Origin of the sequence: Alteromonas sp. 1_MG-2023 (assembly GCF_030547075.1) — a bacterium.
GTDB lineage: Bacteria > Pseudomonadota > Gammaproteobacteria > Enterobacterales > Alteromonadaceae > Alteromonas.
The window spans coordinates 36912-58122 of sequence record NZ_JAUOQH010000011.1; the positions used below are offsets into that span (position 1 = coordinate 36912).

At 41.2% G+C, this 21211-nt stretch carries 25 protein-coding genes; all 25 read right to left on the minus strand.

Annotated elements, in window-relative coordinates; translation table 11 throughout:
- Positions 1 to 34: 34 nt before the first annotated feature.
- Positions 35 to 1060 carry a hypothetical protein gene (locus Q4561_RS12650; protein WP_303460926.1) on the minus strand — a complete coding sequence of 342 codons (1026 nt, stop codon included), beginning with the start codon at positions 1058 to 1060 and terminating at the stop codon, positions 35 to 37.
- A gap of 5 nt (positions 1061 to 1065) precedes the next feature.
- Positions 1066 to 2019 carry a hypothetical protein gene (locus tag Q4561_RS12655; RefSeq protein ID WP_303460927.1) on the minus strand — a complete coding sequence of 318 codons (954 nt, stop codon included), beginning with the start codon at positions 2017 to 2019 and terminating at the stop codon, positions 1066 to 1068.
- A gap of 6 nt (positions 2020 to 2025) precedes the next feature.
- On the minus strand, positions 2026 to 2856 hold the full coding sequence (locus tag Q4561_RS12660) for a hypothetical protein (protein WP_303460928.1): 831 nt from the start codon (positions 2854 to 2856) through the stop codon (positions 2026 to 2028).
- Positions 2857 to 2858: 2 nt separating this feature from the next.
- Positions 2859 to 3803 carry a hypothetical protein gene (locus Q4561_RS12665; protein WP_303460930.1) on the minus strand — a complete coding sequence of 315 codons (945 nt, stop codon included), beginning with the start codon at positions 3801 to 3803 and terminating at the stop codon, positions 2859 to 2861.
- Positions 3800 to 5035: a hypothetical protein gene (locus Q4561_RS12670; RefSeq protein ID WP_303460932.1), complete on the minus strand. Its 1236-nt coding sequence runs from the start codon at positions 5033 to 5035 to the stop codon at positions 3800 to 3802. The genes Q4561_RS12665 and Q4561_RS12670 overlap by 4 nt, the downstream gene beginning before the upstream one ends.
- A gap of 69 nt (positions 5036 to 5104) precedes the next feature.
- Positions 5105 to 8176 (minus strand): hypothetical protein, encoded by a 3072-nt coding sequence (locus tag Q4561_RS12675; RefSeq protein ID WP_303460933.1) that lies wholly within the window; start codon positions 8174 to 8176, stop codon positions 5105 to 5107.
- A 314-nt stretch (positions 8177 to 8490) separates the two neighbouring features.
- On the minus strand, positions 8491 to 9897 hold the full coding sequence (locus Q4561_RS12680) for a mannose-1-phosphate guanylyltransferase/mannose-6-phosphate isomerase (protein ID WP_303460934.1): 1407 nt from the start codon (positions 9895 to 9897) through the stop codon (positions 8491 to 8493).
- 210 nt (positions 9898 to 10107) lie between these two features.
- Positions 10108 to 10509 (minus strand): 50S ribosomal protein L17, encoded by a 402-nt coding sequence (rplQ, locus tag Q4561_RS12685; RefSeq protein ID WP_013786212.1) that lies wholly within the window; start codon positions 10507 to 10509, stop codon positions 10108 to 10110.
- Positions 10510 to 10550: 41 nt separating this feature from the next.
- Positions 10551 to 11540, minus strand: coding sequence for a DNA-directed RNA polymerase subunit alpha (gene rpoA, locus Q4561_RS12690; protein WP_041452624.1), 990 nt, complete (start codon positions 11538 to 11540; stop codon positions 10551 to 10553).
- A gap of 19 nt (positions 11541 to 11559) precedes the next feature.
- Positions 11560 to 12180, minus strand: a complete 621-nt coding sequence (rpsD, locus tag Q4561_RS12695) for a 30S ribosomal protein S4 (protein WP_013786214.1) — start codon at positions 12178 to 12180, stop codon at positions 11560 to 11562.
- 24 nt (positions 12181 to 12204) lie between these two features.
- Entirely contained in the window at positions 12205 to 12597 is a 393-nt protein-coding gene (rpsK, locus tag Q4561_RS12700) for a 30S ribosomal protein S11 (protein WP_013786215.1), read from the minus strand.
- 14 nt (positions 12598 to 12611) lie between these two features.
- Entirely contained in the window at positions 12612 to 12968 is a 357-nt protein-coding gene (gene rpsM / locus Q4561_RS12705; protein ID WP_013786216.1) for a 30S ribosomal protein S13, read from the minus strand.
- A gap of 174 nt (positions 12969 to 13142) precedes the next feature.
- Entirely contained in the window at positions 13143 to 13256 is a 114-nt protein-coding gene (gene rpmJ, locus Q4561_RS12710; protein ID WP_013786217.1) for a 50S ribosomal protein L36, read from the minus strand.
- A gap of 37 nt (positions 13257 to 13293) precedes the next feature.
- Positions 13294 to 14613: a preprotein translocase subunit SecY gene (gene secY / locus Q4561_RS12715; protein WP_013786218.1), complete on the minus strand. Its 1320-nt coding sequence runs from the start codon at positions 14611 to 14613 to the stop codon at positions 13294 to 13296.
- Positions 14614 to 14618: 5 nt separating this feature from the next.
- Positions 14619 to 15053 (minus strand): 50S ribosomal protein L15, encoded by a 435-nt coding sequence (rplO, locus tag Q4561_RS12720; RefSeq protein WP_013786219.1) that lies wholly within the window; start codon positions 15051 to 15053, stop codon positions 14619 to 14621.
- 3 nt (positions 15054 to 15056) lie between these two features.
- A complete protein-coding gene (gene rpmD / locus Q4561_RS12725; protein ID WP_013786220.1) occupies positions 15057 to 15236 on the minus strand; it encodes a 50S ribosomal protein L30 in 180 nt (59 codons plus the stop codon).
- 6 nt (positions 15237 to 15242) lie between these two features.
- Positions 15243 to 15743, minus strand: coding sequence for a 30S ribosomal protein S5 (gene rpsE / locus Q4561_RS12730; protein ID WP_063456745.1), 501 nt, complete (start codon positions 15741 to 15743; stop codon positions 15243 to 15245).
- Positions 15744 to 15752: 9 nt separating this feature from the next.
- Complete coding sequence (rplR, locus tag Q4561_RS12735; RefSeq protein ID WP_041453128.1) at positions 15753 to 16106, minus strand: 50S ribosomal protein L18; 354 nt, start codon at positions 16104 to 16106, stop codon at positions 15753 to 15755.
- 12 nt (positions 16107 to 16118) lie between these two features.
- Positions 16119 to 16652, minus strand: coding sequence for a 50S ribosomal protein L6 (gene rplF / locus Q4561_RS12740; RefSeq protein WP_057795824.1), 534 nt, complete (start codon positions 16650 to 16652; stop codon positions 16119 to 16121).
- A gap of 13 nt (positions 16653 to 16665) precedes the next feature.
- A complete protein-coding gene (gene rpsH, locus Q4561_RS12745) occupies positions 16666 to 17058 on the minus strand; it encodes a 30S ribosomal protein S8 (RefSeq protein WP_303460941.1) in 393 nt (130 codons plus the stop codon).
- A 13-nt stretch (positions 17059 to 17071) separates the two neighbouring features.
- Positions 17072 to 17377, minus strand: coding sequence for a 30S ribosomal protein S14 (gene rpsN / locus Q4561_RS12750; protein WP_013786225.1), 306 nt, complete (start codon positions 17375 to 17377; stop codon positions 17072 to 17074).
- Between the two features lie 11 nt (positions 17378 to 17388).
- On the minus strand, positions 17389 to 17928 hold the full coding sequence (gene rplE, locus Q4561_RS12755) for a 50S ribosomal protein L5 (protein ID WP_013786226.1): 540 nt from the start codon (positions 17926 to 17928) through the stop codon (positions 17389 to 17391).
- A gap of 17 nt (positions 17929 to 17945) precedes the next feature.
- A complete protein-coding gene (gene rplX, locus Q4561_RS12760; RefSeq protein ID WP_013786227.1) occupies positions 17946 to 18260 on the minus strand; it encodes a 50S ribosomal protein L24 in 315 nt (104 codons plus the stop codon).
- A gap of 12 nt (positions 18261 to 18272) precedes the next feature.
- Positions 18273 to 18641 carry a 50S ribosomal protein L14 gene (gene rplN, locus Q4561_RS12765; RefSeq protein WP_013786228.1) on the minus strand — a complete coding sequence of 123 codons (369 nt, stop codon included), beginning with the start codon at positions 18639 to 18641 and terminating at the stop codon, positions 18273 to 18275.
- 381 nt (positions 18642 to 19022) lie between these two features.
- Positions 19023 to 21116 (minus strand): GAF domain-containing hybrid sensor histidine kinase/response regulator, encoded by a 2094-nt coding sequence (locus Q4561_RS12770; protein ID WP_303460944.1) that lies wholly within the window; start codon positions 21114 to 21116, stop codon positions 19023 to 19025.
- Positions 21117 to 21211 lie beyond the last annotated feature (95 nt).

Consider the following 21211-nt stretch of genomic DNA (forward strand, 5'->3'; position numbering starts at 1 on the left):
CAGTGACTAATATACTTTTAAAGTTAGCCAATTTTTAACACTCGTACTTTTGAAAAAGAAAGTAGTTAAAGTCGGTTGCCAATTTTAAATACTTTTTGGCTTTTATCGGATTACCTACAATTGCGTAACACTTGTAAAGTTCATAGAACGCATGAAAATTAGGTTTCATACCAACATCGCGCTCTAAGTCCTCAATGTAACTGTATACGTTTTCAGTTGTTAGAAGTGCTTTATACCCAACATCAAGCTTCTGATTCGAACGAAGGTCAATACTCTCTCTGAAATTATTTATATCAGCGAGTTCACTTAGTGCAGACAAAACTTCCGCTGAATTCATTACATCTTTTGGGATCTTGCTGTCAAAATCAGAGACAACTAACTCTTCTAAGTTTAGTTGTTGGCGGCATTCTAAATAACGCAAATAGCCAGTCTTTATAGCATTGCGATCATTCCTATTTAATGCTGTGTCTAAAAACTTACTATAAAAATTAAATGCATCATTAATTTTCGAAATTCTACTATATTGCAAGCCCGTAAAGTGATAATCCCAAAAGGGATCACGCGCTATCGAACAAGTTCTGTCACCTAAAATTGCAGCGCTTTCAAATTTTGATAACCTTTCTGCTAGGCCACCTAAGGCCCGAAGTTCTGCTACAGATAGCTCAGCTAAGACTTCTTCGTTAATTTGTTGGTCAGATAACAACGATACCAATACGTTATCATAAGGTAACTTCAAATCTTGTGTATTAGAATTAGGGGTATATATTGCTAAATAGTTAGCTGCCTCTTCTATAAGGTTGCTTTCTATTAATCGATGTGTAAAAGCAACATAATCAGTTAAGCTTAAAGTAGCGATAAACTCATTTAGCTTTTGTGTCAATTGGCTAGTAACTCTATGCTTCAGTGAGGCAGATAACGCTACATCTTCAGAGATTATTTTCATCAAACTATAACCATAGCTAATGGTATCGTTACAAGTAGAATAATAATCAGGCTTGAGTAAAAACGATAGCGCTCCAATATATCGTTTATTTGAAACTAAACTTTCCACCAAATTCACTGTTATCAACCCTTATAATTTATGTTTGCAAAGTCACTCTTAAATTGTTCTAAAGACAATTTACTCGCTATGCCGCTATATTTCAGATATCGGCTTCCTTTTATTAGCCTATCTCTATCCTTTAGAATCTCCTCGGCCTCATCTTTATCTCTGAAATATAGTGGATATTGTGGCCCAAGGTAGTCAACTATTGCTTTAAGAGGCGGGCAAATTACAGGAGTCCCTCTTACTACACATTCTATAATCGCATTATTAGCACTAGTATCGTAGAAGTCGACGAATACTACCGACTCTGCCAATAAATTATCGTATTCAGTGTTATCAAGAAAACCTACCTGCTTCACGTCACGAACGGTCTCAGGTTTAACATTAAAAATATTTTTCTCGATATTGATAACTCGTGATTGATGGGGGCGAGACGATCCGACTGTAAACTTTTTAAAGTCAGTTGAACTTAGTTTTAATTGATGAATGGCATGAAGTTTTCTTAACCAAAATCCAAGTTGTACTACTTTTAAAGGCTTATCTTCAAGAAGCATTGCTTCATCGAATTGCTTTTCACATGCTTCAGTAGGGTGAAGTAATGTGGTTATGGGAACATCAACATTTTCATGAAGCCATGCGGTTAATGGTGTAGACAATGAAATAAGTCCCGCGCAAAGCTCCTGAGCCTTCACAAATGCTTCCGTTTTAAAATAAACTTCTGGTGAATAATGGCGGTTAAACCATATAGGAACCTGAACTGGACAATGAACAACCCCAACCCAAGGTCTATCTGGTTGCGAAAACTGATTGCTGAAATCCCCAACATCAGAGCCGAATACGAACTTTTTCTCTAAAAAGCTGATAAAATCTGGCCCGTGTTCATCATGATAGTCGCCTAAACAGCTGACCGCATATGCCCATCCGGCTCTGTGTGTACCATATTCTTGTTCTAGTTCTTTTCCTAAATTTAGCACTATAATTTACTCTAAGAATGCAAAATTAAAAAACTTTTCAATCCAGAGCTTCTTATCTGAATTCTTTCTAGCTTGTTCTATTAGATCAAAGTTGGCTTTATAGACCTCTATTAGTTTCTGCTTATTGTGTTCAAGATAATCACTAAATTTCTCATTTTTCCACAACATATCATCTCCATAATGGAAAGTAAGATAAGCATTATCTAATTCATCAAACCTTTTTGCGTGAAGTATGCAGTTCAAGAGAAACGGGCGAAAAACGAATCCTATTCCTAAAATATGCTCTCTTAAATCAAATTTTTTAAGTGCTTCGTACGGAAATACAAAGCAATCATGCCCGATATGTTGATCTCCTTCCGATATGTATGCATCAATAAGATCTTTTTTTATCAATTCTTTAGGTATTGTTCGCCTATTGACTACGAAAATATCACGACCAGTATTATTGAGTCTTTTTAATTCCGTATAAAAGAAAGGTTGAACACAAATATCCATGTTAGTTGCGACAATTAAATCTTCATCATGAATTGTATCGCTTAATTCTGTTAAGTCGAGAAGGTCATTTAGAAGCGGTAACTTTCTCACCACGTTAAAGGGTGGCTGCAATTCGCTACTATCTGTTTTTAACTTAAGAAGCTTAACTCTTTTATCATCGCCATAGGAGCTTGCGAAGTAATCAAAATCCTCTTGTGAAACTTTCATTACAATATTGACGGTTGTACTGTCATCAACATAGTTAATTGCCTCAAATAGCGATTCAAGAGTCATTTTTTGTTCTTGATATGCATCTGAACTATCATCAACCTTATACGGGTTGATAATGTGATAAAAATTCATAACTAAAGTATCTCCGACTTTCTCTTGTAGTATTCAAATCTTTGAACAAATTTTTTATACTCTAGCGAGTTATTTATATCTATATTGAGTTCAGGTGTTACCTCACGGCGCTTTAGCCGCGTAATATTTTGAGCGCCTCTACCACTATCCCCAGTGATCTTTCTAGTGCTATAGGTTTCTAAAAAACTTTCACTGAACGGAACGTCTAGCTTACAACACATTTCTTGCATAACTTGCTTGGGGTTATCGAGAAACTTTTCGTAGTAGAAAATATCTTCGTCCTCGTAATAAGATAAAAATAAATTTAGCCTCTTACAATATTCATCAAAAGTCGATGGGGAAAAGTGAACCCAATTATTCTTTTGCAAAGATAAAAAACTATCGATTGGATTTCTAACTGTTGCTATCGCGAGATTAGGATAGTTTTCGTTAGCTATCCTTTTAAATAATCGGAGGTCGAGTGGCTTGTCACCGCAACAATAATCAGTATGGCTATGCTCTCTAAATACGAGTATCTCACTATTATAGAAAGCATGTTGTACCGACAGTTTTATAGAGCTATCCATTATTTTCACAGCGAGTTCATCTAAGTCTGAGACTTCAGCGTAATATGCGCAAGAAATAAGGTCTGATGGTGTAAATTTGTGACTTTGAGTTTGAAGGTGTTTCCGAGCAAGAGGATGCAATTCACTTAAAAGACGAACTCTTGGCATAGCATCAAGACATTTTGAAATAAGCGAACCTCCACTACATGCAAAATGGTGGATTGATCGTATTTCGAATTTTTTTGTTAGAGTACTTGTCTTTATATGCTCTACGGGTTGTGTATCTGCCGTACTTTTCTTAAACTTCAAACTACTTGAGTCGAATTCCTGAACTGCAGGATCATTAAATAATTCCTCGCTCTTTTCCAAAAGAGCTCGTAACTCGTCAACGTCAAGTTTCAATTGTTTGTTCCCTTATCAACTTCATCATTTAATTGCGTTTGAACACTCATTAAATAAGTCGAGGCACTTTTAGAAAAAGTCACTAAATTTTCGATTAATACCATTAACTTTTCTTCGCTTATAATCTTCTCTTTCAAACTATGGCGCAGTGAACTATTTTCTTCTTCCATACGAAGATAAGATTTTAGCGATAGCTGCAAAGACTTCTCTCGGAGAGATATTCGCTCATCTAACTCTGCCTTTTCTTTTCTCAACGATTCTAAGATGTTGTTACACTTCATTAACTCGCCATTCAAATTTGCATGACTGCTTTCAAGCTCTTTGTTTTGTTCTTCTAATTTTTTAGCCCATTGGTTGCATTGTCTATGCAACTCATAAGATTTTTCAGCCTCAGCTCTTTTATTGGTAAGTTGCCGAGACAATTGTCGTTCGGATTCTTGGCAATCAGTAATATTTCTTTGCTGCAATATTAACTTCTGTTCCAAACTATCTATTCTTTCTATGTAATCTTGTGTTGTTTCTTGAAGTAAGTCTTTAAGGCTTTCAATATTAGCAAGATGTTGCGAATTTTCGCCGTTTAGAGCCAAATATTCATTACTTAATGTGACTAACTGTTTATTGAGCTTATAGACAAAAAATGTGCTTTCGTGTACGCCATAAGAAGTGGTTGATAGGTGTATGAAACTTTCAATTTCATCATCGTGCGTCCATTTTTCTTCGAATCGATTCTCGTAAGGGGCTTCAATGATGACATAATCGAAAAGCTCTGATAATCCTTTTAGCTCTTTTAAAAGCAATAGTTTTTCACCACCAAGGATTGACAGAAAAAATACATTTTTTTGAGATTTGCTTAGTTCTAATGAGTATAAAAATACATCTATAGGAACACCTTTAATATTTCGTTTCTCTACTGAGAATCGACTACTAAATGCAGACTTATCATCTTTTGGTTTTGACAATGAGTTATAGCGAGGATTAGAAAAGCAATATACTTCATGGTTTTCTTGACCTATTGGTAGTATCCATGCACATTTAATACTCGCATAAGGTAACTTTTTAACCTTTCTTTTTAATTGAGAGAATAAGGTCTCTGATGCTTCCACTAAAACAATTTTTTTGGGGCTAGTTTCTACTAGTGCGTTTACATACGCACCAGTTCCGGCACCTATGTGTACAATCGTCCCCAACTGTTCATAGTTAGAGGGTAAAAGCTTGGACAAGTCAAATTCCATAGCACAACTAGACCTTATTCAGTAAATCATCTTTCTGATAGCAAAAGCACCTAAATTTTTATAGGCTCATTACTTTTGCTTTCTCGCTATTAAATTTAGCCACAGTCTATTAACAATATCATCTAGTTCATTAGACTCATTTAAATAACAGGCAATTGCAGCAAATGCTTGAGTCGCCCAAACGAACTCATTACCTTCATTTAATTTTTGCTGACTAATTATATGTTCTAATGGTATTAAAACACGTGGTCCATAACCGTCTTCACCAAAAAATTCTGAATCTCTGTAAATAACGTCACTGGTACCATCCCTCAGTTCAACATACATTTCTGCGTCAAATGTGTCGGGATTTACATCTTCTGCTCGCAGTTTTATTTTTGTATTGTTACCTTTCTGCGTAAATACTAAATGTTGATAGTTTCCTACACTTATGACCTCTTCGCATGTCACAAGCGTAATATCAGGCATATTTTCAGTGATTTCGTTTTGGCTTACAGTGTCTATTTCCTCAGGATGTATTGTTGATTTTGCAGTAACTGACAACAACGCAGTAATCGCACTTCCCCATGCATCCTTGCTATGTGCCAATTCGTGACCTTCCAGTTCTAGCTTTTCTAAAATACTAGGAAAGTTGTTTACTAAATGCTCTATCAGATTTACATCTTGGTCCGCAAGCTTACTTAACATTGCTAGGTTATCGACTGCTACACTTAACTTAGGGCCATAATCATCAACATTCTCTGGCGGCCATGCCATCAGAGGTGCACTGCCGTCGTCTAACTCTCTAAATTCTAAATTTAAAGCCTCGCTAAATTCGCCATTATTAGCTGAACCTATCGCATTAGCTGAGAGTTTTAGCTCTAGGCTATTACGCCATACATTTCCTAATAACACACCGCTAAATACTAACCACAAGTGCTCGTACCCGTCAGTAACATATTCTTCACGCAAGTGCACGCTATCAAAGCTTAGCCAATTTGGCAGATTGTCTACATGTTGTACGAATGCTAATGAAGCTTTACGCCACTCCCGCCAACTATCAGGCATTACATTAACGGCGGTTTCTATGTTGTTATTTTGTAGTTGCAAGGCTATAGCGTTAATGCAGCCCATAATAAGTAAGCGCTCTGACGCATTCATGCGCTCTACAGTTTTTTGCTGTTGCGTTTGTGCACCTTCAGGAGCAGTTAGAAAGTAACGTAAATAAGGGCCATATGCATCGGCCGCATCTTCGTGTTCTCTAAACAAGCGCTCGTTGTCTTCAGCCCTAAATTCTATACCAACATGACCTGAGACTATTATTAGCTTTGCATGAATGCTTTCTATCATATTGCCCGTTGGTAGCATTACATTATGAAGGCACAAGTGAATATCTTTATAATCACCTTCAGAATACTGGCCGGTAACGGATATGCCTTGCGCTGTTACCTTGTCAAAAACCTTAGTTTGAATTTTATTAGTGTTCATAGTGCTGTGTGTTAACCCTTTTTTCAACGAACGCTCACTCTCTTGTAATGCTAAATAGTAGTGTTCTAATTCTTCTTGTAGCTGGGTAATTTGAAGCGATGCCAGTTCAAGCTCTACGTCAGCATTTTGCGATTTTTTTTCACTTTCTAACATGGCTTGTTGTTGCTTGCCTTGTTGAGTGAGGACTGAGTCAAGTTCAGTACGCAATTTCGCTTTTTCAGCATCTGTTTGTTCTACCTCGTTTTGAAGCTGCGATAATTGCGTAGTAAGTATCGCGTTTACGTCGGTCATTTCAATTGCGGATTTATTCAGATGCGCTAACGCTTCAGTATTCTTTTGATAATTACTCTCATTGTTTTTCACAGCCTGAAGTTGTTTAAACGTGCCCTCTAACTCTTCTTGCAATTGTGTAATTTGAAGTTGAAATAGTTGAGCATCATCGTTCGCCGTTGCAAGCTGTTTTTCTAATTCGGTATTTTTAATAGAAAACGCCTTGGCATTCGCTTCCGCTTGTTCTAGTTTGTTTGCTTTATCTGCGGTAAATTCTAATTCTTCTTGAAGCTGTACAATTTGTGCTTTAGTAAGCTGGTCATCGTCGCTTGCATTTATCAGTTGCTTTTCAAGCGCTGTAACTTGTTCTAAAGACGACTTTAATGCGCTCTCTACTTGTTGCAGCCTATTCGCTTTTTTTACTGCTGTGCTGAGCTTTTCGTTTAGCTCAGCGCTCCGTAACTCAATAGCTGACAGCTTTTCACGCTCTGTCACTAACTCGGTATGTAATTGTGTATTTGCCTTCTCGACATCAACATTTTGTAGCTTTAACTTTTCGATTTGATTTGATGTTTCTCTATAACGTTCTTTTTCTTCGTTTAACTGCTGTGTAAGCTCGCCCAACGTTATTTTAATTGTTTCTTGCTCGGCGCTTTTTGCTGCTAAAGTGCTATTACATCCAGTAATTTGCTTTTCTAATTTTGCAACTTTAGTTAACGTAGCTCGCATTTTTAGCGTTAGTTCACAGAGCGTTTTAGCACCGGACTTAAAGGTATCTGCCTCAGGGCTTAGATGAACAACAAACTCACCATACAAGGTGCCTATAGACAGAGCATCGTCGTATAACTCATAAAGTTCATCTTTATCAACCAGCCAAGCCGATGCGCTTAACACTTCGGCCTTTTGTACTATGTCAGAATCAAGAGGAATACTGCTACAATCAATGTTTTCATTGAAAACGTCTGAGAAAAACGCTCGAGGGTTATCAAGAATATCGTTTAATGAACACAGTTTTATATTTGTGCTTTGCTCAGCGGTATGAAGTGCACCTTGCATGTCTTCTTGCCAAGTTTGTAATAACGCATGAACTGATTTTTCAGTATGCTTCGCTGCCAAGTGTTGCGATAAGTATGTTTCGGGTAAGCTATATACAAGTAGTGTTTCAATGTCTTTAAAAGCAGTGGCTTGTTTAAATGCACCTTGTTGCGTTTGAACAAGTAAGCAGTCAGTGATTGCACTAGCCCCTTTTACTTCTTCTGTATCTCCTACCAAGTTATCAATGCTAGTAATATTGTTTACGTCTAACGCTTGTATACTTGTGCAACGAATATTGTGCTTTTCTGCTAGCGCTTCGATAGGATTAAGGGAAAGATCTCCTACAGCAATAATAACAGCACGTGGCATGGTATCTCCTGAAAACTACCGTGAACTATAATGTCCTTTTGATGATGTAGTGTAACTAGTTTAGTGACTGATTAAAACTGTAAAAAAAACAACAAAAGAGGTCGGTATGTGGGAATAAAAAAATACTGTGCTGTATAAAATAAATAGCTTTTTATACACCGCTAGAAACAGTATTTTTTTACAGCAAATGCCTTGCTGAATTGCTATCTTTGCAAGATTGGAAAGCTAAATAACAAAGAGTGATCTTACATAAAAAAACCGGCTTATTTAACAAGCCGGTTTTAAATTTTAATGTTGGTTGGTTGGTCTTTATATTACTTGGCTACACGCCCATATCTGTCAGAAAAGCGTACTATGTCGTCTTCACCTAAATAGGCGCCTGACTGAACTTCAATAAGTTCCAATGGGATCTTACCTGGATTTTCTAAGGCATGTACCGAACCGATCGGTATATAGACCGACTCGTTTTCGGTAACTAATTGAGTTTCTTCGTCGATAGTTACATTGGCACTTCCCGATACCACAATCCAATGCTCGGCACGGTGATGGTGCATTTGTACAGATAGTTTTTCGCCAGGTTTAACGGTGATTCGTTTAACTTGGAAGCGAGCGCCATTATCAATTGAATCGTAACTGCCCCAAGGGCGAAATACTTCACGATGGAATTGAAATTCTGGACGTTTTTCGGCTTTGAGTTTGTTTACTACGTTCTTGATACTCTGTGCATCGTCTTTGTGAGCAACCATAACTGCGTCTTTTGTTTCGACTACGATAACGTCTTCTAAACCAATAACAGATACTAAACGCTGTTCAGCGTTTACATAGCTATTTTTGGTATTTTCTAAAATAGTATCTCCAACTGAGACATTTCCGTCTTTGTCTTTTTCTGCAGTCTCCCACAACGAAGTCCAGCTCCCTACGTCACTCCACTCGGCATCAAGTGGAACCATAGCAGCACTGTCTGTTTTTTCCATTACGGCATAATCGATAGAGTCATCTGGGCAGGTAGCAAAGATGTCATGATCTACTCGTATAAAATCTAGGTCTGGGGTTTCAGTGTCGATAGCACGTTTACAGACATCTAGCATTTCAGGGCTATATTTCTCAAGCTCTTCTAAGTATCTACTAGCTTTAAACATAAACATGCCACTATTCCAATAATAGTCACCAGAGTCGACGTACCCTTTCGCTGTTTCAAGTGCTGGTTTTTCGACAAACTCAGCAACTTCAAATCCATCACCTAGTTCACTACCAGCTTTGATATAACCATAACCAGTATGAGGCTGGTCAGGCACTATACCAAATGTTACTAACTTACCTTGCTCTGCCAACTTTTCTGCTTTTTCAATAGACGCATGAAATGCAGGTTCGTCTTTAATTAAGTGATCTGCAGCTAATACTAGTAAAACAGGGTCTTCACCGTTCATGGTTGCATGCAATGCAGCTAGCGCGATAGCTGGGGCAGTATTGCGCCCTACAGGTTCAAGTAAAATACCGCCATGGTGAATGTCTTTTTGGCGTAGTTGCTCTGCAACTAAAAAACGATGTGCATCATTACATATAAAAATAGGGCTTTGTGCTTTAGTACCATTCAAGCGAACGATAGTGTCTTGCAACATGGTGTTATCTGAGGTGAGCGAAAGAAATTGCTTTGGCAATGCTGCCCGTGATTTTGGCCATAAACGACTTCCGGTGCCGCCTGCAAGTACTACTGGTTTCATTTAAACTTCCTTAATGGGTGAGTAGAGTCTCACGTCCTGATACTTAATTATCAGTCAAGTATACAAAGATTTGTATAGGTATGAAACGGCGCTTCCTGCAATTAACGGGATTAATTCTTAGTTAATCCAAATATTAAATTCAAAAAACAAAAAACCCGGCCTAAGCCGGGTTTTTTAATAATTCTGATAACTCAGAATTAAGAGTATTTATTACTCTTCAGTTGCTTCTACTGCTTCTTCTTCAGCTTCAACAACTGGACGGTCTACTAGTTCAACGTATGCCATAGGGGCATTGTCGCCAGCACGGAGTCCGCATTTAAGAATGCGAGTGTATCCGCCTGGGCGAGCTTCGTAACGAGGACCAAGCTCGTTGAATAGTTTACCAACAACTTCTTTATCACCAGTACGGGCGAAAGCTAAACGGCGGTTTGCAACGCTGTCCTGCTTAGCCATAGTGATAAGAGGCTCAATAACGCGACGTAATTCTTTCGCTTTTGGTAACGTCGTTTTGATCACTTCGTGCTTGACCAAAGAGCCGGCCATGTTCTTGAACATAGCTTGACGATGGCTGCTGTTGCGATTCAACTGACGACCACTCTTACGATGGCGCATAGTTTTATCCTTCTCTACAAATCAGTTTATTAAAAACCTGATTAATCTTTTTCAGCGATGCTCTCAGGCGGCCAGTTTTCTAGGCGCATACCTAGAGAAAGTCCACGAGATGCTAGAACATCTTTGATTTCAGTTAGCGATTTTTTACCAAGGTTAGGCGTTTTAAGTAGCTCAACCTCAGTACGCTGAACCAGGTCACCAATGTACTGGATAGCTTCTGCTTTTAAACAGTTAGCAGAACGTACAGTTAGCTCTAGGTCATCAACTGGGCGAAGTAGAATCGGATCAAATTCCGGCTTCTCTTCTTTCGCTTCTGGCTCAGACACATCACGTAAATCTACGAATGCATCAAGCTGTTCGGCTAGGATAGTCGCAGAACGGCGGATCGCTTCTTCAGGATCTAAAGTACCGTTCGTTTCCATATCGATAATCAATTTGTCTAGGTCTGTACGTTGTTCAACACGAGCAGACTCTACACTATAAGCTATACGCTCTACTGGGCTGTATGAAGCATCAACTAACAAACGACCAATTGGACGATCATCTTCTTCAGAGGAGCGACGGGTAGAAGCTGGTACATAACCGCGACCCATTTCCACTTTAATACGCATGCTGATTTCAGCTTCGCCAGTTAAAGTACAAACTAAGTGGTCAGGGTTAACAATTTCTACGTCGCCATCATGCTGAATGTCACCAGCAACAACAGGGCCAGCGCCAGATTTCACTAGAGTTAGGGTTGCCTCAGTTTTACCTTCAAGGCGAACCGCTAAACCTTTAAGATTTAGCAAGATTTCAATTACGTCCTCTTGCACACCTTCTTTGGTGCTGTACTCGTGAAGAACGCCATCAATTTCTACTTCAGTAACTGCGCATCCTGGCATGGATGACAACAAGATACGACGTAGGGCGTTACCTAGAGTGTGGCCAAAGCCGCGCTCTAGTGGTTCCAAAGTTACTTTGGCACGAGTAGGAGAAACGTTTTCGATCTCAACTAATCTCGGTTTAAGGAATTCAGTCACAGAACCCACAATGCTTCCTCTTTAGTTAGCTTTACTTAGAGTAAAGTTCAACGATCAACTGTTCGTTAATTTCCGCAGACAAATCAGTTCTTTCTGGTAGGCGCTTAAAAGTACCTTCCATTTTCGTGCTGTCTACTTCAATCCAAGTTGGCTTCTCGCGTTGGTCAGCCAGTTCCAAAGCAGCTACGATACGAGCTTGCTTTTTAGCTTTTTCACGAACAGAAACCACGTCTTCGGCAGAAACGTTGAATGATGGAATGTTCACAACTTGACCATTTACCATGATCGCCTTGTGGCTAACTAGCTGACGTGCTTCAGCACGTGTGCTAGCAAATCCCATACGATAAACTACGTTATCAAGACGCTTTTCTAAAAGTTGTAACAAGTTTTCACCTGTGTTCCCTTTTAGACGTGCAGCTTCTTTATAGTAGTTACGGAATTGCTTTTCAAGAACGCCATACATACGACGAACTTTTTGTTTTTCACGCAGCTGAACACCGTAGTCAGACAAACGGCCACGACGGGCTCCATGCTGACCAGGCGCTGTATCGATTTTACATTTAGAATCGATTGCGCGAACGCCGCTTTTAAGGAACAAATCAGTTCCTTCGCGACGGCTAAGTTTGAGTTTTGGACCCAAATATCTTGCCATGATCTTTCTCCAACTGTCCGTCGATTAAACGCGACGTTTTTTCGGTGGACGACAACCGTTGTGAGGAATTGGTGTCACATCGGTAATATTTGTGATCTTATAACCAGTAGCGTTAAGAGCACGGATCGCAGACTCACGGCCTGGACCTGGACCTTTTACAAACACTTCTAGGTTTTTAAGACCGTATTCTTGTGCAGCAACACCTGCACGCTCTGCAGCAACCTGTGCAGCAAATGGGGTAGATTTACGTGAACCACGGAAACCTGAACCACCAGATGTCGCCCATGCTAATGCATTGCCTTGACGGTCTGTAATAGTCACAATTGTGTTGTTGAAAGACGCATGGATATGAGCCATACCGTCTGCAACCTGACGTTTAGCGCGCTTACGCGTACTACGAGCTGGTGCTTTAGCCATAACTTATTCCCCGTTTACTTCTTAATTGGCTTACGAGGACCTTTACGGGTACGCGCATTAGTTTTAGTGCGCTGACCACGTAGAGGCAAGCTACGACGGTGGCGAATACCACGGAAGCAACCCAGGTCCATCAAACGTTTGATGCTCATAGAGACTTCACGGCGTAAATCACCTTCAACGGTAAATTTAGCCACTTCGTCACGAAGCTTATCAATAGTCGCTTCGTCTAGCTCTTTGATCTTTGTATCTTCTGCAACACCAGCACCTACACAAATGCTTTTAGCACGTGTAGGACCAACGCCATAGATCGCTTGGATAGCGATTACAGCATGCTTGTGCTCAGGAATGTTAATGCCAGCGATACGGGCCATTAACAGCACTCCTCTAATTTATTGTTGACGACCTAAAAAGCCCGATAGGATACTTACCCGTCAACTAAATTGCAAATATTTAGGTTCTAAATACTTTAAACAAAACCAGCAGAACCTGATAAGTATAAGTCAGGCCCTGCTTATTAGCTTTGCGAGTATTCAGTACCGCGTAGATTAACCTTGCCTTTGCTTATGCTTCGGCTCTGTACAAATTACGCGCACAACACCGTTGCGTTTGATAACTTTACAGTTACGGCAAATCTTTTTAACTGATGCACGAACTTTCATTACATCACTCCCCTATCTTATAAATTAAGGGGCTAACTTAACGGCCGTAGCCTTTAAGATTAGCTTTCTTCAGAACAGACTCATATTGACTACTCATCAAATGCGTCTGCACCTGTGCCATAAAGTCCATGATAACCACCACGATAATTAGAAGCGACGTACCACCGAAGTAGAACGGAACATTCCAGGCAATCAGCATGAATTCAGGCACCAAACAAATAAAGGTTATGTACAGTGCGCCTGCCAGAGTCAGACGAGTCATTACCTTATCGATATAACGTGATGTTTGCTCACCAGGACGAATACCTGGTACAAACGCACCAGACTTCTTCAAGTTATCCGCTGTTTCACGCGGGTTGAAAACCAACGCCGTGTAGAAGAAGCAGAAGAAGATTATCGCTGTTGCATATAACATCACATACAGAGGCTGACCTGGAGATAGCATAAGTGCTACGTCCTGCAACCACGCTGTAGATTCATTCTGTCCGAACCATCCTGCGATAGTACCCGGAAACAAAATGATGCTGGAAGCAAAGATGGGTGGAATAACACCAGCCATGTTGACTTTCAGTGGTAAATGCGTGCTTTGCGCGGCAAAAACCTGACGGCCTTGCTGACGCTTTGCGTAGTTTACCACAATTCTGCGCTGTCCGCGCTCTACAAATACCACAAGGTATGTAAGCGCAATAACAATCACAGCCATCAACAACAAGAACAACAAATTAATGTCACCTTGTCTTGCTTGTTCTGCCGTCTGACCTATCGCTGTTGGTAGACCGGCAACAATACCAGCAAATATCAATATAGAAATACCGTTACCGATACCTCGTTCAGTAATTTGCTCACCTAACCACATTAGGAACATAGTTCCTGTGACTAAGCTCACTACTGCCGTAAAGTAGAATCCGAAGCCAGGGTTCAATACCAGTCCATTAATTAGGTTAGGCAGACCCGTCGATATTCCAATTGATTGGAAGATAGCCAACACCAACGTTAAATAACGCGTGTATTGACTAATTTTACGACGACCTGCTTCGCCTTCTTTTTTAAGCTCTATCATCGGTGGATGAACCACCGAGAGCAACTGCATAATAATTGATGCAGTAATGTATGGCATGATGCCCAAAGCCAGAACGGATGCACGCTCAAGCGCACCACCGGAGAACATGTTAAACATTTCTACAATGGTACCTTTCTGTTGCTCGAACAAGTCTGCAAGTACAGCTGGATCGATGCCTGGGATAGGAACGTATGAACCTAATCTGAAAACAACAATCGCACCAAGTACGAACAACAATCTTGCTTTAAGCTCACTCAAGCCGCTTTTTGCGCCTGAATCCAATCCTGGTTTAGCCATCTAGCTTATTCCTCTACTTTACCGCCAGCAGCTTCAATCGCTTCTTTAGCGCCTTTAGTAACCTTTAAACCGCTTACTGTAACAGCGCGTGATACTTCACCGCTCTTGATAACTTTAACGAACTGAATCTCTTTTTTCACAAGACCAGCTGCTTTTAAAGTTTCTAGAGATGCTGTATCACCATCAACCTTTGCGATTTCTGCAAGCGTTACTTCATCAGTAACGAAGCTCTTGCGTGAAGTGAAACCGAATTTAGGAAGACGACGCTGAAGTGGCATCTGACCACCTTCAAATCCTGGCTTAACACGGCCACCTGAACGGCTTTTTTGACCTTTGTGACCTGCGCCACCTGTTTTACCTAGACCTGAACCGATACCACGACCAGTACGCTTACCAGAATGTTTAGCTCCTGGAGCAGGAGCAATAGTATTTAAACGCATAACTTACTCCTCGACTATTTCGACCATGTAATTAACACGGTGAATCATGCCGCGTACACTTGGCGTATCTTCCAGTTCACGAACATGGTTGATTTTACGAAGGCCTAAACCTTTAAGCGTAGCTCTGTGCTTTGGCAAACGGCCAATCGCACTTTTAGTTTGCTTTACTTTAATCGTTGCCATGTCTGATTACCCCAAAATTTCTGTTACAGACAATCCACGCTTCGCAGCAACTTTCGCTGGAGAATTCATCTCTGTCAGCGCGTTGATTGTTGCACGAACAACGTTGATTGGGTTCGTAGAACCGTAACATTTTGAAAGTACGTTCTGTACACCAGCTACTTCAAGTACTGCACGCATTGCACCGCCGGCAATAATACCGGTACCTTCTGATGCAGGCTGCATGTAGACTTTAGAGCCAGAGTGACGACCTTTAATAGGGTGCTGTAACGTATGGCCGTTAAGGTCAACGTCAACCATGTTGCGACGTGCCTTTTCCATAGCTTTCTGGATTGCAGCAGGCACTTCACGTGCTTTACCGTAACCAAAACCTACGCGACCGTTACCGTCACCCACTACTGTCAATGCAGTGAAACTAAAGATACGACCACCTTTAACCACTTTAGATACGCGGTTTACGGCAATCAATTTCTCTAATAGTTCACCGTTCTGAACTTCTTGTTTAGCCATTATAAACTCCTAGAACTGAAGGCCAGCTTCGCGAGCTGCATCAGCTAATGCCTTAACGCGACCGTGGTATTTAAAACCACTACGATCGAAAGCCACTTTTTCAATGCCTTTCTCTTTAGCGCGTTCTGCAATTGCTTTACCGACTATCGCCGCTGCTTCAGCGTTACCTGTTGACTTAAGATCTTTTGCAAGTTCTTTATCTACAGTAGAAGCCGCTGCTAATACTTCAGAACCGCTAGGAGCGATTAACTGAGCATAGATGTGGCGAGGTGTACGGTTAATTACCAAGCGATGCGCGGCCAGTTCACGAATTTTTGCTCGTGCGCGTGTAGCGCGACGAATGCGAGCTGTTTTCTTATCCATCGTATCACCCACCTACTTTTTCTTAGCTTCTTTACGACGTACATGTTCGTCAGCGTAACGTACACCTTTACCTTTGTAAGGCTCTGGTGGACGGTAAGCGCGAATGTTCGCCGCAACCTGTCCTACAACCTGCTTATCGGCGCCTTTCACGACGATTTCAGTTTGCGTAGGCGTTTCAACGGTAATGCCTTCAGGCATCTCGTATACTACTGGGTGAGAGAAACCAAGCGTCAGGTTTAGTTTGCTACCTTGTGCTTGTGCACGGTAACCAACACCATTTAACTGAAGCTTTTTCTCAAAACCTTGTGAAACACCTTGAACCATTGCATTAAGAAGAGAGCGAGCAGTACCTGCTTGCGCCCAGCTGTCAGCGAAACCTTCACGAGGAAGTGCTTTCAGTTGGTTTTCTTCTTGTACAACTTCTACAGCGTCGTTAAAAACGCGGGTCAAAGTGCCTTTACTACCTTTTGCGGTAATTTCTTGGCCAGCGATAGAAATATCTACACCTGAAACCAAGTCTACTGGGGCTTTTGCTACTCGTGACATTTCAACTCCTCCGTTATGCTACATAACCGATGATCTCACCGCCCATGCCAGCGTTACGCGCTGCACGGTCAGTCATCACACCTTTAGAAGTCGACACGATCGCGACACCCAATCCACCCATTACTTTAGGTAGCTCATCTTTTTTCTTATAGATTCGCAGACCTGGGCGGCTTACACGCTCAATAGTGTCAATTACTTGCTTGCCTTCGAAGTACTTAAGCGTAACTTCTAAAACAGGCTTAACGTCACCAGATGTAGCGAAGTCAGTAATATAACCTTCAGACTTTAATACTTCGCATATTGCTACGCGAACTTTAGAAGAAGGCATTACTACCGAAACTTTCTCTGCCATTTGGCCGTTACGGATGCGGGTAAACATATCCGCGATAGGATCTTGCATGCTCATTATCAGCTACTCCTTACCAGCTGGCTTTTTTAAGGCCAGGGACTTCGCCGCGCATCGCTGCTTCACGCAGTTTGATACGGCTAAGACCGAATTTGCGAAGGTAACCATGTGGACGACCAGTTACGCGGCAGCGGTTACGCTGACGTGAAGAACTAGAGTCACGTGGCAGTTGTTGTAGCTTAAGAACAGCGTCCCAACGCTCTTCTTCAGATACGTTAACATCGCTGATAGTCGCTTTAAGTGCGGCACGTTTTTCGGCGTACTTAGCTACTAGCTTAGCGCGCTTTACTTCACGGGCCTTCATTGATTCTTTTGCCATAACCCTACACCCTACTTTTTAAATGGGAAGTTGAACGCGTCCAGCAGAGCACGTGCTTCTTCATTTGAGTCCGCACTGGTAGTGATAGTAATATCCATACCACGAACTTTATCCACTTTATCGAAATCGATTTCAGGGAAAATGATTTGCTCACGCACGCCCATGCTGTAGTTACCACGACCGTCGAATGACTTAGGGTTCAAACCACGGAAGTCACGAACACGTGGGATAGCGATTGAAATCAAACGCTCAAGGAATTCCCACATACGCTCGCCGCGTAAGGTTACTTTACAGCCAATCGGATAACCTTCACGGATTTTAAAGCCCGCTACTGATCTTCTAGCAACTGTAACAATCGGCTTCTGACCGGCGATAGCCGCCATGTCAGCTTGAGCATTTTCAAGCACCTTCTTGTCAGCAATTGCTTCACCTAAACCCATGTTTAGAGTGATTTTTTCAATCCGAGGGACTTGCATGACGCTTTTGTACCCGAACTGCTTAGCAAGTTCAGCTACTACTGTTTCTTTATAGAAATCATGCAGTTTCGCCATCGTACTCTCCAATATAATTAAACAAGTTCGCCGTTAGATTTGAAGAAACGAACTTTCTTCTCATCTTCGAAACGGAAACCAACGCGATCTGCTTTGCCCGTTGCCGGGTTAACAATCGCAACATTAGAAACGTGAATAGAAGCTTCTTTCTCAACAATCCCACCAGCTACACCCAATTGTGGGTTTGGCTTAGTGTGCTTCTTGATAAGATTAACACCTTCTATAATTACACGGTTATCAGCAATAAGCACTTTAAGGACTTTGCCTTGCTTGCCTTTGTCTTTACCCGCTAATACGACTACTTCATCATCACGACGAATTTTATTAGCCATTATCGTGACTCCTTATAGTACCTCTGGGGCCAATGAGATGATTTTCATGAAGTTTTCACTTCTCAACTCACGGGTTACCGGTCCAAAGATACGCGTACCAATTGGTTGCTTGTTTGCGTTAAGCAAAACAGCTGCGTTGCCGTCAAAACGAATGGATGAACCATCTGCACGACGAACGCCTTTTCTAGTACGCACCACCACTGCATTCAGTACGTCACCTTTTTTAACTTTACCGCGAGGAATTGCTTCCTTCACAGTAACTTTGATGATGTCACCGATACCTGCATAACGGCGATGCGAGCCACCAAGAACCTTAATACACTGAACCCTGCGAGCGCCGCTGTTGTCTGCAACGTCCAGGTTAGTTTGCATTTGGATCATGTTAGTGCTCCGCTCTATTATGAGACTCTGCCGAGTCGTTATTGCTGCTAAACCCAACAAACATTGTTGAATTTATATACATACCCCCATAAAAAGGGCGCGAAACTATAACAGAAATTTTGGGCTAGAGATAGCGTTAAATTGGATTATTTTTAATCGATGGGGATTTATTTGGATTTAGTTCTGAAATGCGCGAGGAATTCGAAAAAGCGCAAAGGAAGTGTCAGAAACTTGGGCGCATTATACCCAAGAATTTACGGTTTGTCTCGTCGTTTTATCGAAACTGATAAAGCAGCAAGTTTGCTTATTAAATTAGCGAATAGTTTACGTTAGAAATAAAAAAGCCCCAGCATATACTGGGGCCGATAACCAAGGTGGTTATCAAGCAGGATCTTTGAACATCTCTTGTTTATGCCACAAGTGATAGTTAATACAGTCTCCTAACCGTGACACGCCCACTGGTTTAGATATAAAGTCATCCATTCCCGCCCGTAAGCATTTCTCTTTTTCACCACTTAACGCGTTAGCAGTAAGTGCGATAATAGGGATAGTTTCCCCTAGCTCTCTGATTTCTTTTGTTGCGGTAAGCCCATCCATAATGGGCATATGGCAATCCATCAATATAAGGTCGAAGGGCTTCCTTCTAGCAATTGCGCTTTTTACCTTTTCTAACCCTAATGCGCCATTACTGGCTATCTCTACCGAAACACCAATTTCCTTAAGTTGTTCTTTAATGACGATTTGATTTATCTCGTTATCTTCAACCACTAACACCCGAGACTCAGACAAAACCGCTTTGCTGATGGGCGTGGTTCTATTGATAGCAATAGCTGGGCTTTTATCTCTTATACTACCAGCGTTTGCGCAATCGAGCGTCATAGAGACAACAAAGCGTGCGCCCTCACCAATCGCGCTCGACACTTCAATTTTGCCGTCATAGTGCTCTACGATATTACTCACGATTGCAAGCCCTAGCCCTGTGCCTCCGAAGCGTCGTTGGGTAGATTCTTCAGCTTGAAGGAAGGGAGAGAAAATCACTTTTTGCTGTTCTTCACTAATGCCTATACCGGTGTCGGTAACAATAAGCTTCACTCTAAAACGGCCTACACCATATTTAGTGCTTCGTGCACTTATTTTTATCGAGCCTTCGTCGGTAAATTTCACTGCATTATTTAGAAGGTTGATAAGAATTTGGCTTAACCTCAGTGAATCAGCCAAAAACAGAGTATTGGATACATTTGCCGTTTCAGTGATTAACTCAATTCCCTTTTTCTGGGCTAAGCGGCTAAACATAGGTATTTGATGTTCTATTAGTTCTTTAAAATTAACCGGTTCAACATCATAGCTCATATGACCTGCATCAATTTTAGAAAAATCTAATATATCATTTACGATGTTAAGTAATGACTCAGAGCTTCGCATAGCCACGCTTGCATATTCTTTCTGCTGATCAGTCAATACCGAACTATTAAGGGTTTCAAGCATGCCTTGCACTCCATGAATCGGTGTTCTTATCTCATGGCTCATGTTAGCGAGAAATTCACTACGCGCTTTCAATGCCTGCTCAGCGATAGCGGTTTTTTGCTTTAATGCTTGTGTCGTATTAAATCGATCTGTGATATCTCGTGTAGCGCCGATAATTTTCAAGCATCGCCCATCTTTCATGATAGGGTGCGCGCTATTTTTTAATCTGCGCTTTTCTCCGGCATCGGTAATCACTTCGAACTCGTAAGTCCAATCCTCACCAGTTTCGGCAATTTCTCGCATTTTGCTTCGATATAGGCTTTCGACTTTATCATTTGCCATAAACCTGAGCGCACCAGCAGGCGTCATGTCTTGTTTTTCGTTTAATTTCAGCATTCGCTTTAACGCTGCAGACCATATTAGCGATTTTGTTTCGACATCAAGTTCCCAAGTGCCTACCCCCGCCAACTCAGTAATCTGATTTAACTGGGCGTTTTGTTCTTCTAATGCCGTTTTCTGAGATAAGATTTCGCTTAATGCTTCATCCCTGGCCACCTCAGCGCCAATCCAATCGGCAAGTAAGAGTAAATAATCAAAATCCAAGGCACTAAAAGGTTCCTTCTTTGCCATTGTGGACGAAAAGTTCAACGTGCCATACAAATTACCGTCCACTTGTATCGGCGTGGCTAAATAGCTTTTCAATGTGTAAAGTGCGTAACAAGGGTGGGAAGCCCCTGGCAATACATCGATGTCGTTATAAGCCATTATGCCATTAGCATTAACGGTATCAGCACAATAGGTATCAGCCAGCGGAAACGTAGCCCCGCTAGCAATCTCGTTTAACGGAGATATTGCTTGTACCACTGTGTAGGTATCGTTATGCACATAGCTAACAATACCTGTTTCAAGGCCTAAAACCTCAGTGCCAATCTCTAGCAATCGGTTAACTTTCTCACTGAAGCTTAAGGCGCCGTCTGTGGTAACTTGGTGAAGCTTTTTGATTACACTCATGAGGATTTCAGCCCTCCATTATTAACGCCCTAAAGGCAAAAAAGACCATTACAGGAAAGTAATGGTCTTTTTAAAGGTAACTGAAACCGGCGGTA

Excerpts from the sequence above, each read along its gene's own strand:
- Q4561_RS12660 (WP_303460928.1), bottom strand. The coding sequence starts at position 2,856 with ATGAATTTTTATCACATTATCAACCCGTATAAGGTTGATGATAGTTCA.
- Q4561_RS12670 (WP_303460932.1), bottom strand. The coding sequence starts at position 5,035 with ATGGAATTTGACTTGTCCAAGCTTTTACCCTCTAACTATGAACAGTTG.
- Q4561_RS12675 (WP_303460933.1), bottom strand. The coding sequence starts at position 8,176 with ATGCCACGTGCTGTTATTATTGCTGTAGGAGATCTTTCCCTTAATCCT.
- Q4561_RS12680 (WP_303460934.1), bottom strand. The coding sequence starts at position 9,897 with ATGAAACCAGTAGTACTTGCAGGCGGCACCGGAAGTCGTTTATGGCCA.
- rplQ (WP_013786212.1), bottom strand. The coding sequence starts at position 10,509 with ATGCGCCATCGTAAGAGTGGTCGTCAGTTGAATCGCAACAGCAGCCAT.
- rpsD (WP_013786214.1), bottom strand. The coding sequence starts at position 12,180 with ATGGCAAGATATTTGGGTCCAAAACTCAAACTTAGCCGTCGCGAAGGA.
- rpsK (WP_013786215.1), bottom strand. The coding sequence starts at position 12,597 with ATGGCTAAAGCACCAGCTCGTAGTACGCGTAAGCGCGCTAAACGTCAG.
- rpsM (WP_013786216.1), bottom strand. The coding sequence starts at position 12,968 with ATGGCCCGTATCGCTGGCATTAACATTCCTGAGCACAAGCATGCTGTA.
- rpmJ (WP_013786217.1), bottom strand. The coding sequence starts at position 13,256 with ATGAAAGTTCGTGCATCAGTTAAAAAGATTTGCCGTAACTGTAAAGTT.
- secY (WP_013786218.1), bottom strand. The coding sequence starts at position 14,613 with ATGGCTAAACCAGGATTGGATTCAGGCGCAAAAAGCGGCTTGAGTGAG.
- rplO (WP_013786219.1), bottom strand. The coding sequence starts at position 15,053 with ATGCGTTTAAATACTATTGCTCCTGCTCCAGGAGCTAAACATTCTGGT.
- rpmD (WP_013786220.1), bottom strand. The coding sequence starts at position 15,236 with ATGGCAACGATTAAAGTAAAGCAAACTAAAAGTGCGATTGGCCGTTTG.
- rpsE (WP_063456745.1), bottom strand. The coding sequence starts at position 15,743 with ATGGCTAAACAAGAAGTTCAGAACGGTGAACTATTAGAGAAATTGATT.
- rplR (WP_041453128.1), bottom strand. The coding sequence starts at position 16,106 with ATGGATAAGAAAACAGCTCGCATTCGTCGCGCTACACGCGCACGAGCA.
- rplF (WP_057795824.1), bottom strand. The coding sequence starts at position 16,652 with ATGTCACGAGTAGCAAAAGCCCCAGTAGACTTGGTTTCAGGTGTAGAT.
- rpsH (WP_303460941.1), bottom strand. The coding sequence starts at position 17,058 with ATGAGCATGCAAGATCCTATCGCGGATATGTTTACCCGCATCCGTAAC.
- rpsN (WP_013786225.1), bottom strand. The coding sequence starts at position 17,377 with ATGGCAAAAGAATCAATGAAGGCCCGTGAAGTAAAGCGCGCTAAGCTA.
- rplE (WP_013786226.1), bottom strand. The coding sequence starts at position 17,928 with ATGGCGAAACTGCATGATTTCTATAAAGAAACAGTAGTAGCTGAACTT.
- rplX (WP_013786227.1), bottom strand. The coding sequence starts at position 18,260 with ATGGCTAATAAAATTCGTCGTGATGATGAAGTAGTCGTATTAGCGGGT.
- rplN (WP_013786228.1), bottom strand. The coding sequence starts at position 18,641 with ATGATCCAAATGCAAACTAACCTGGACGTTGCAGACAACAGCGGCGCT.
- Q4561_RS12770 (WP_303460944.1), bottom strand. The coding sequence starts at position 21,116 with ATGAGTGTAATCAAAAAGCTTCACCAAGTTACCACAGACGGCGCCTTA.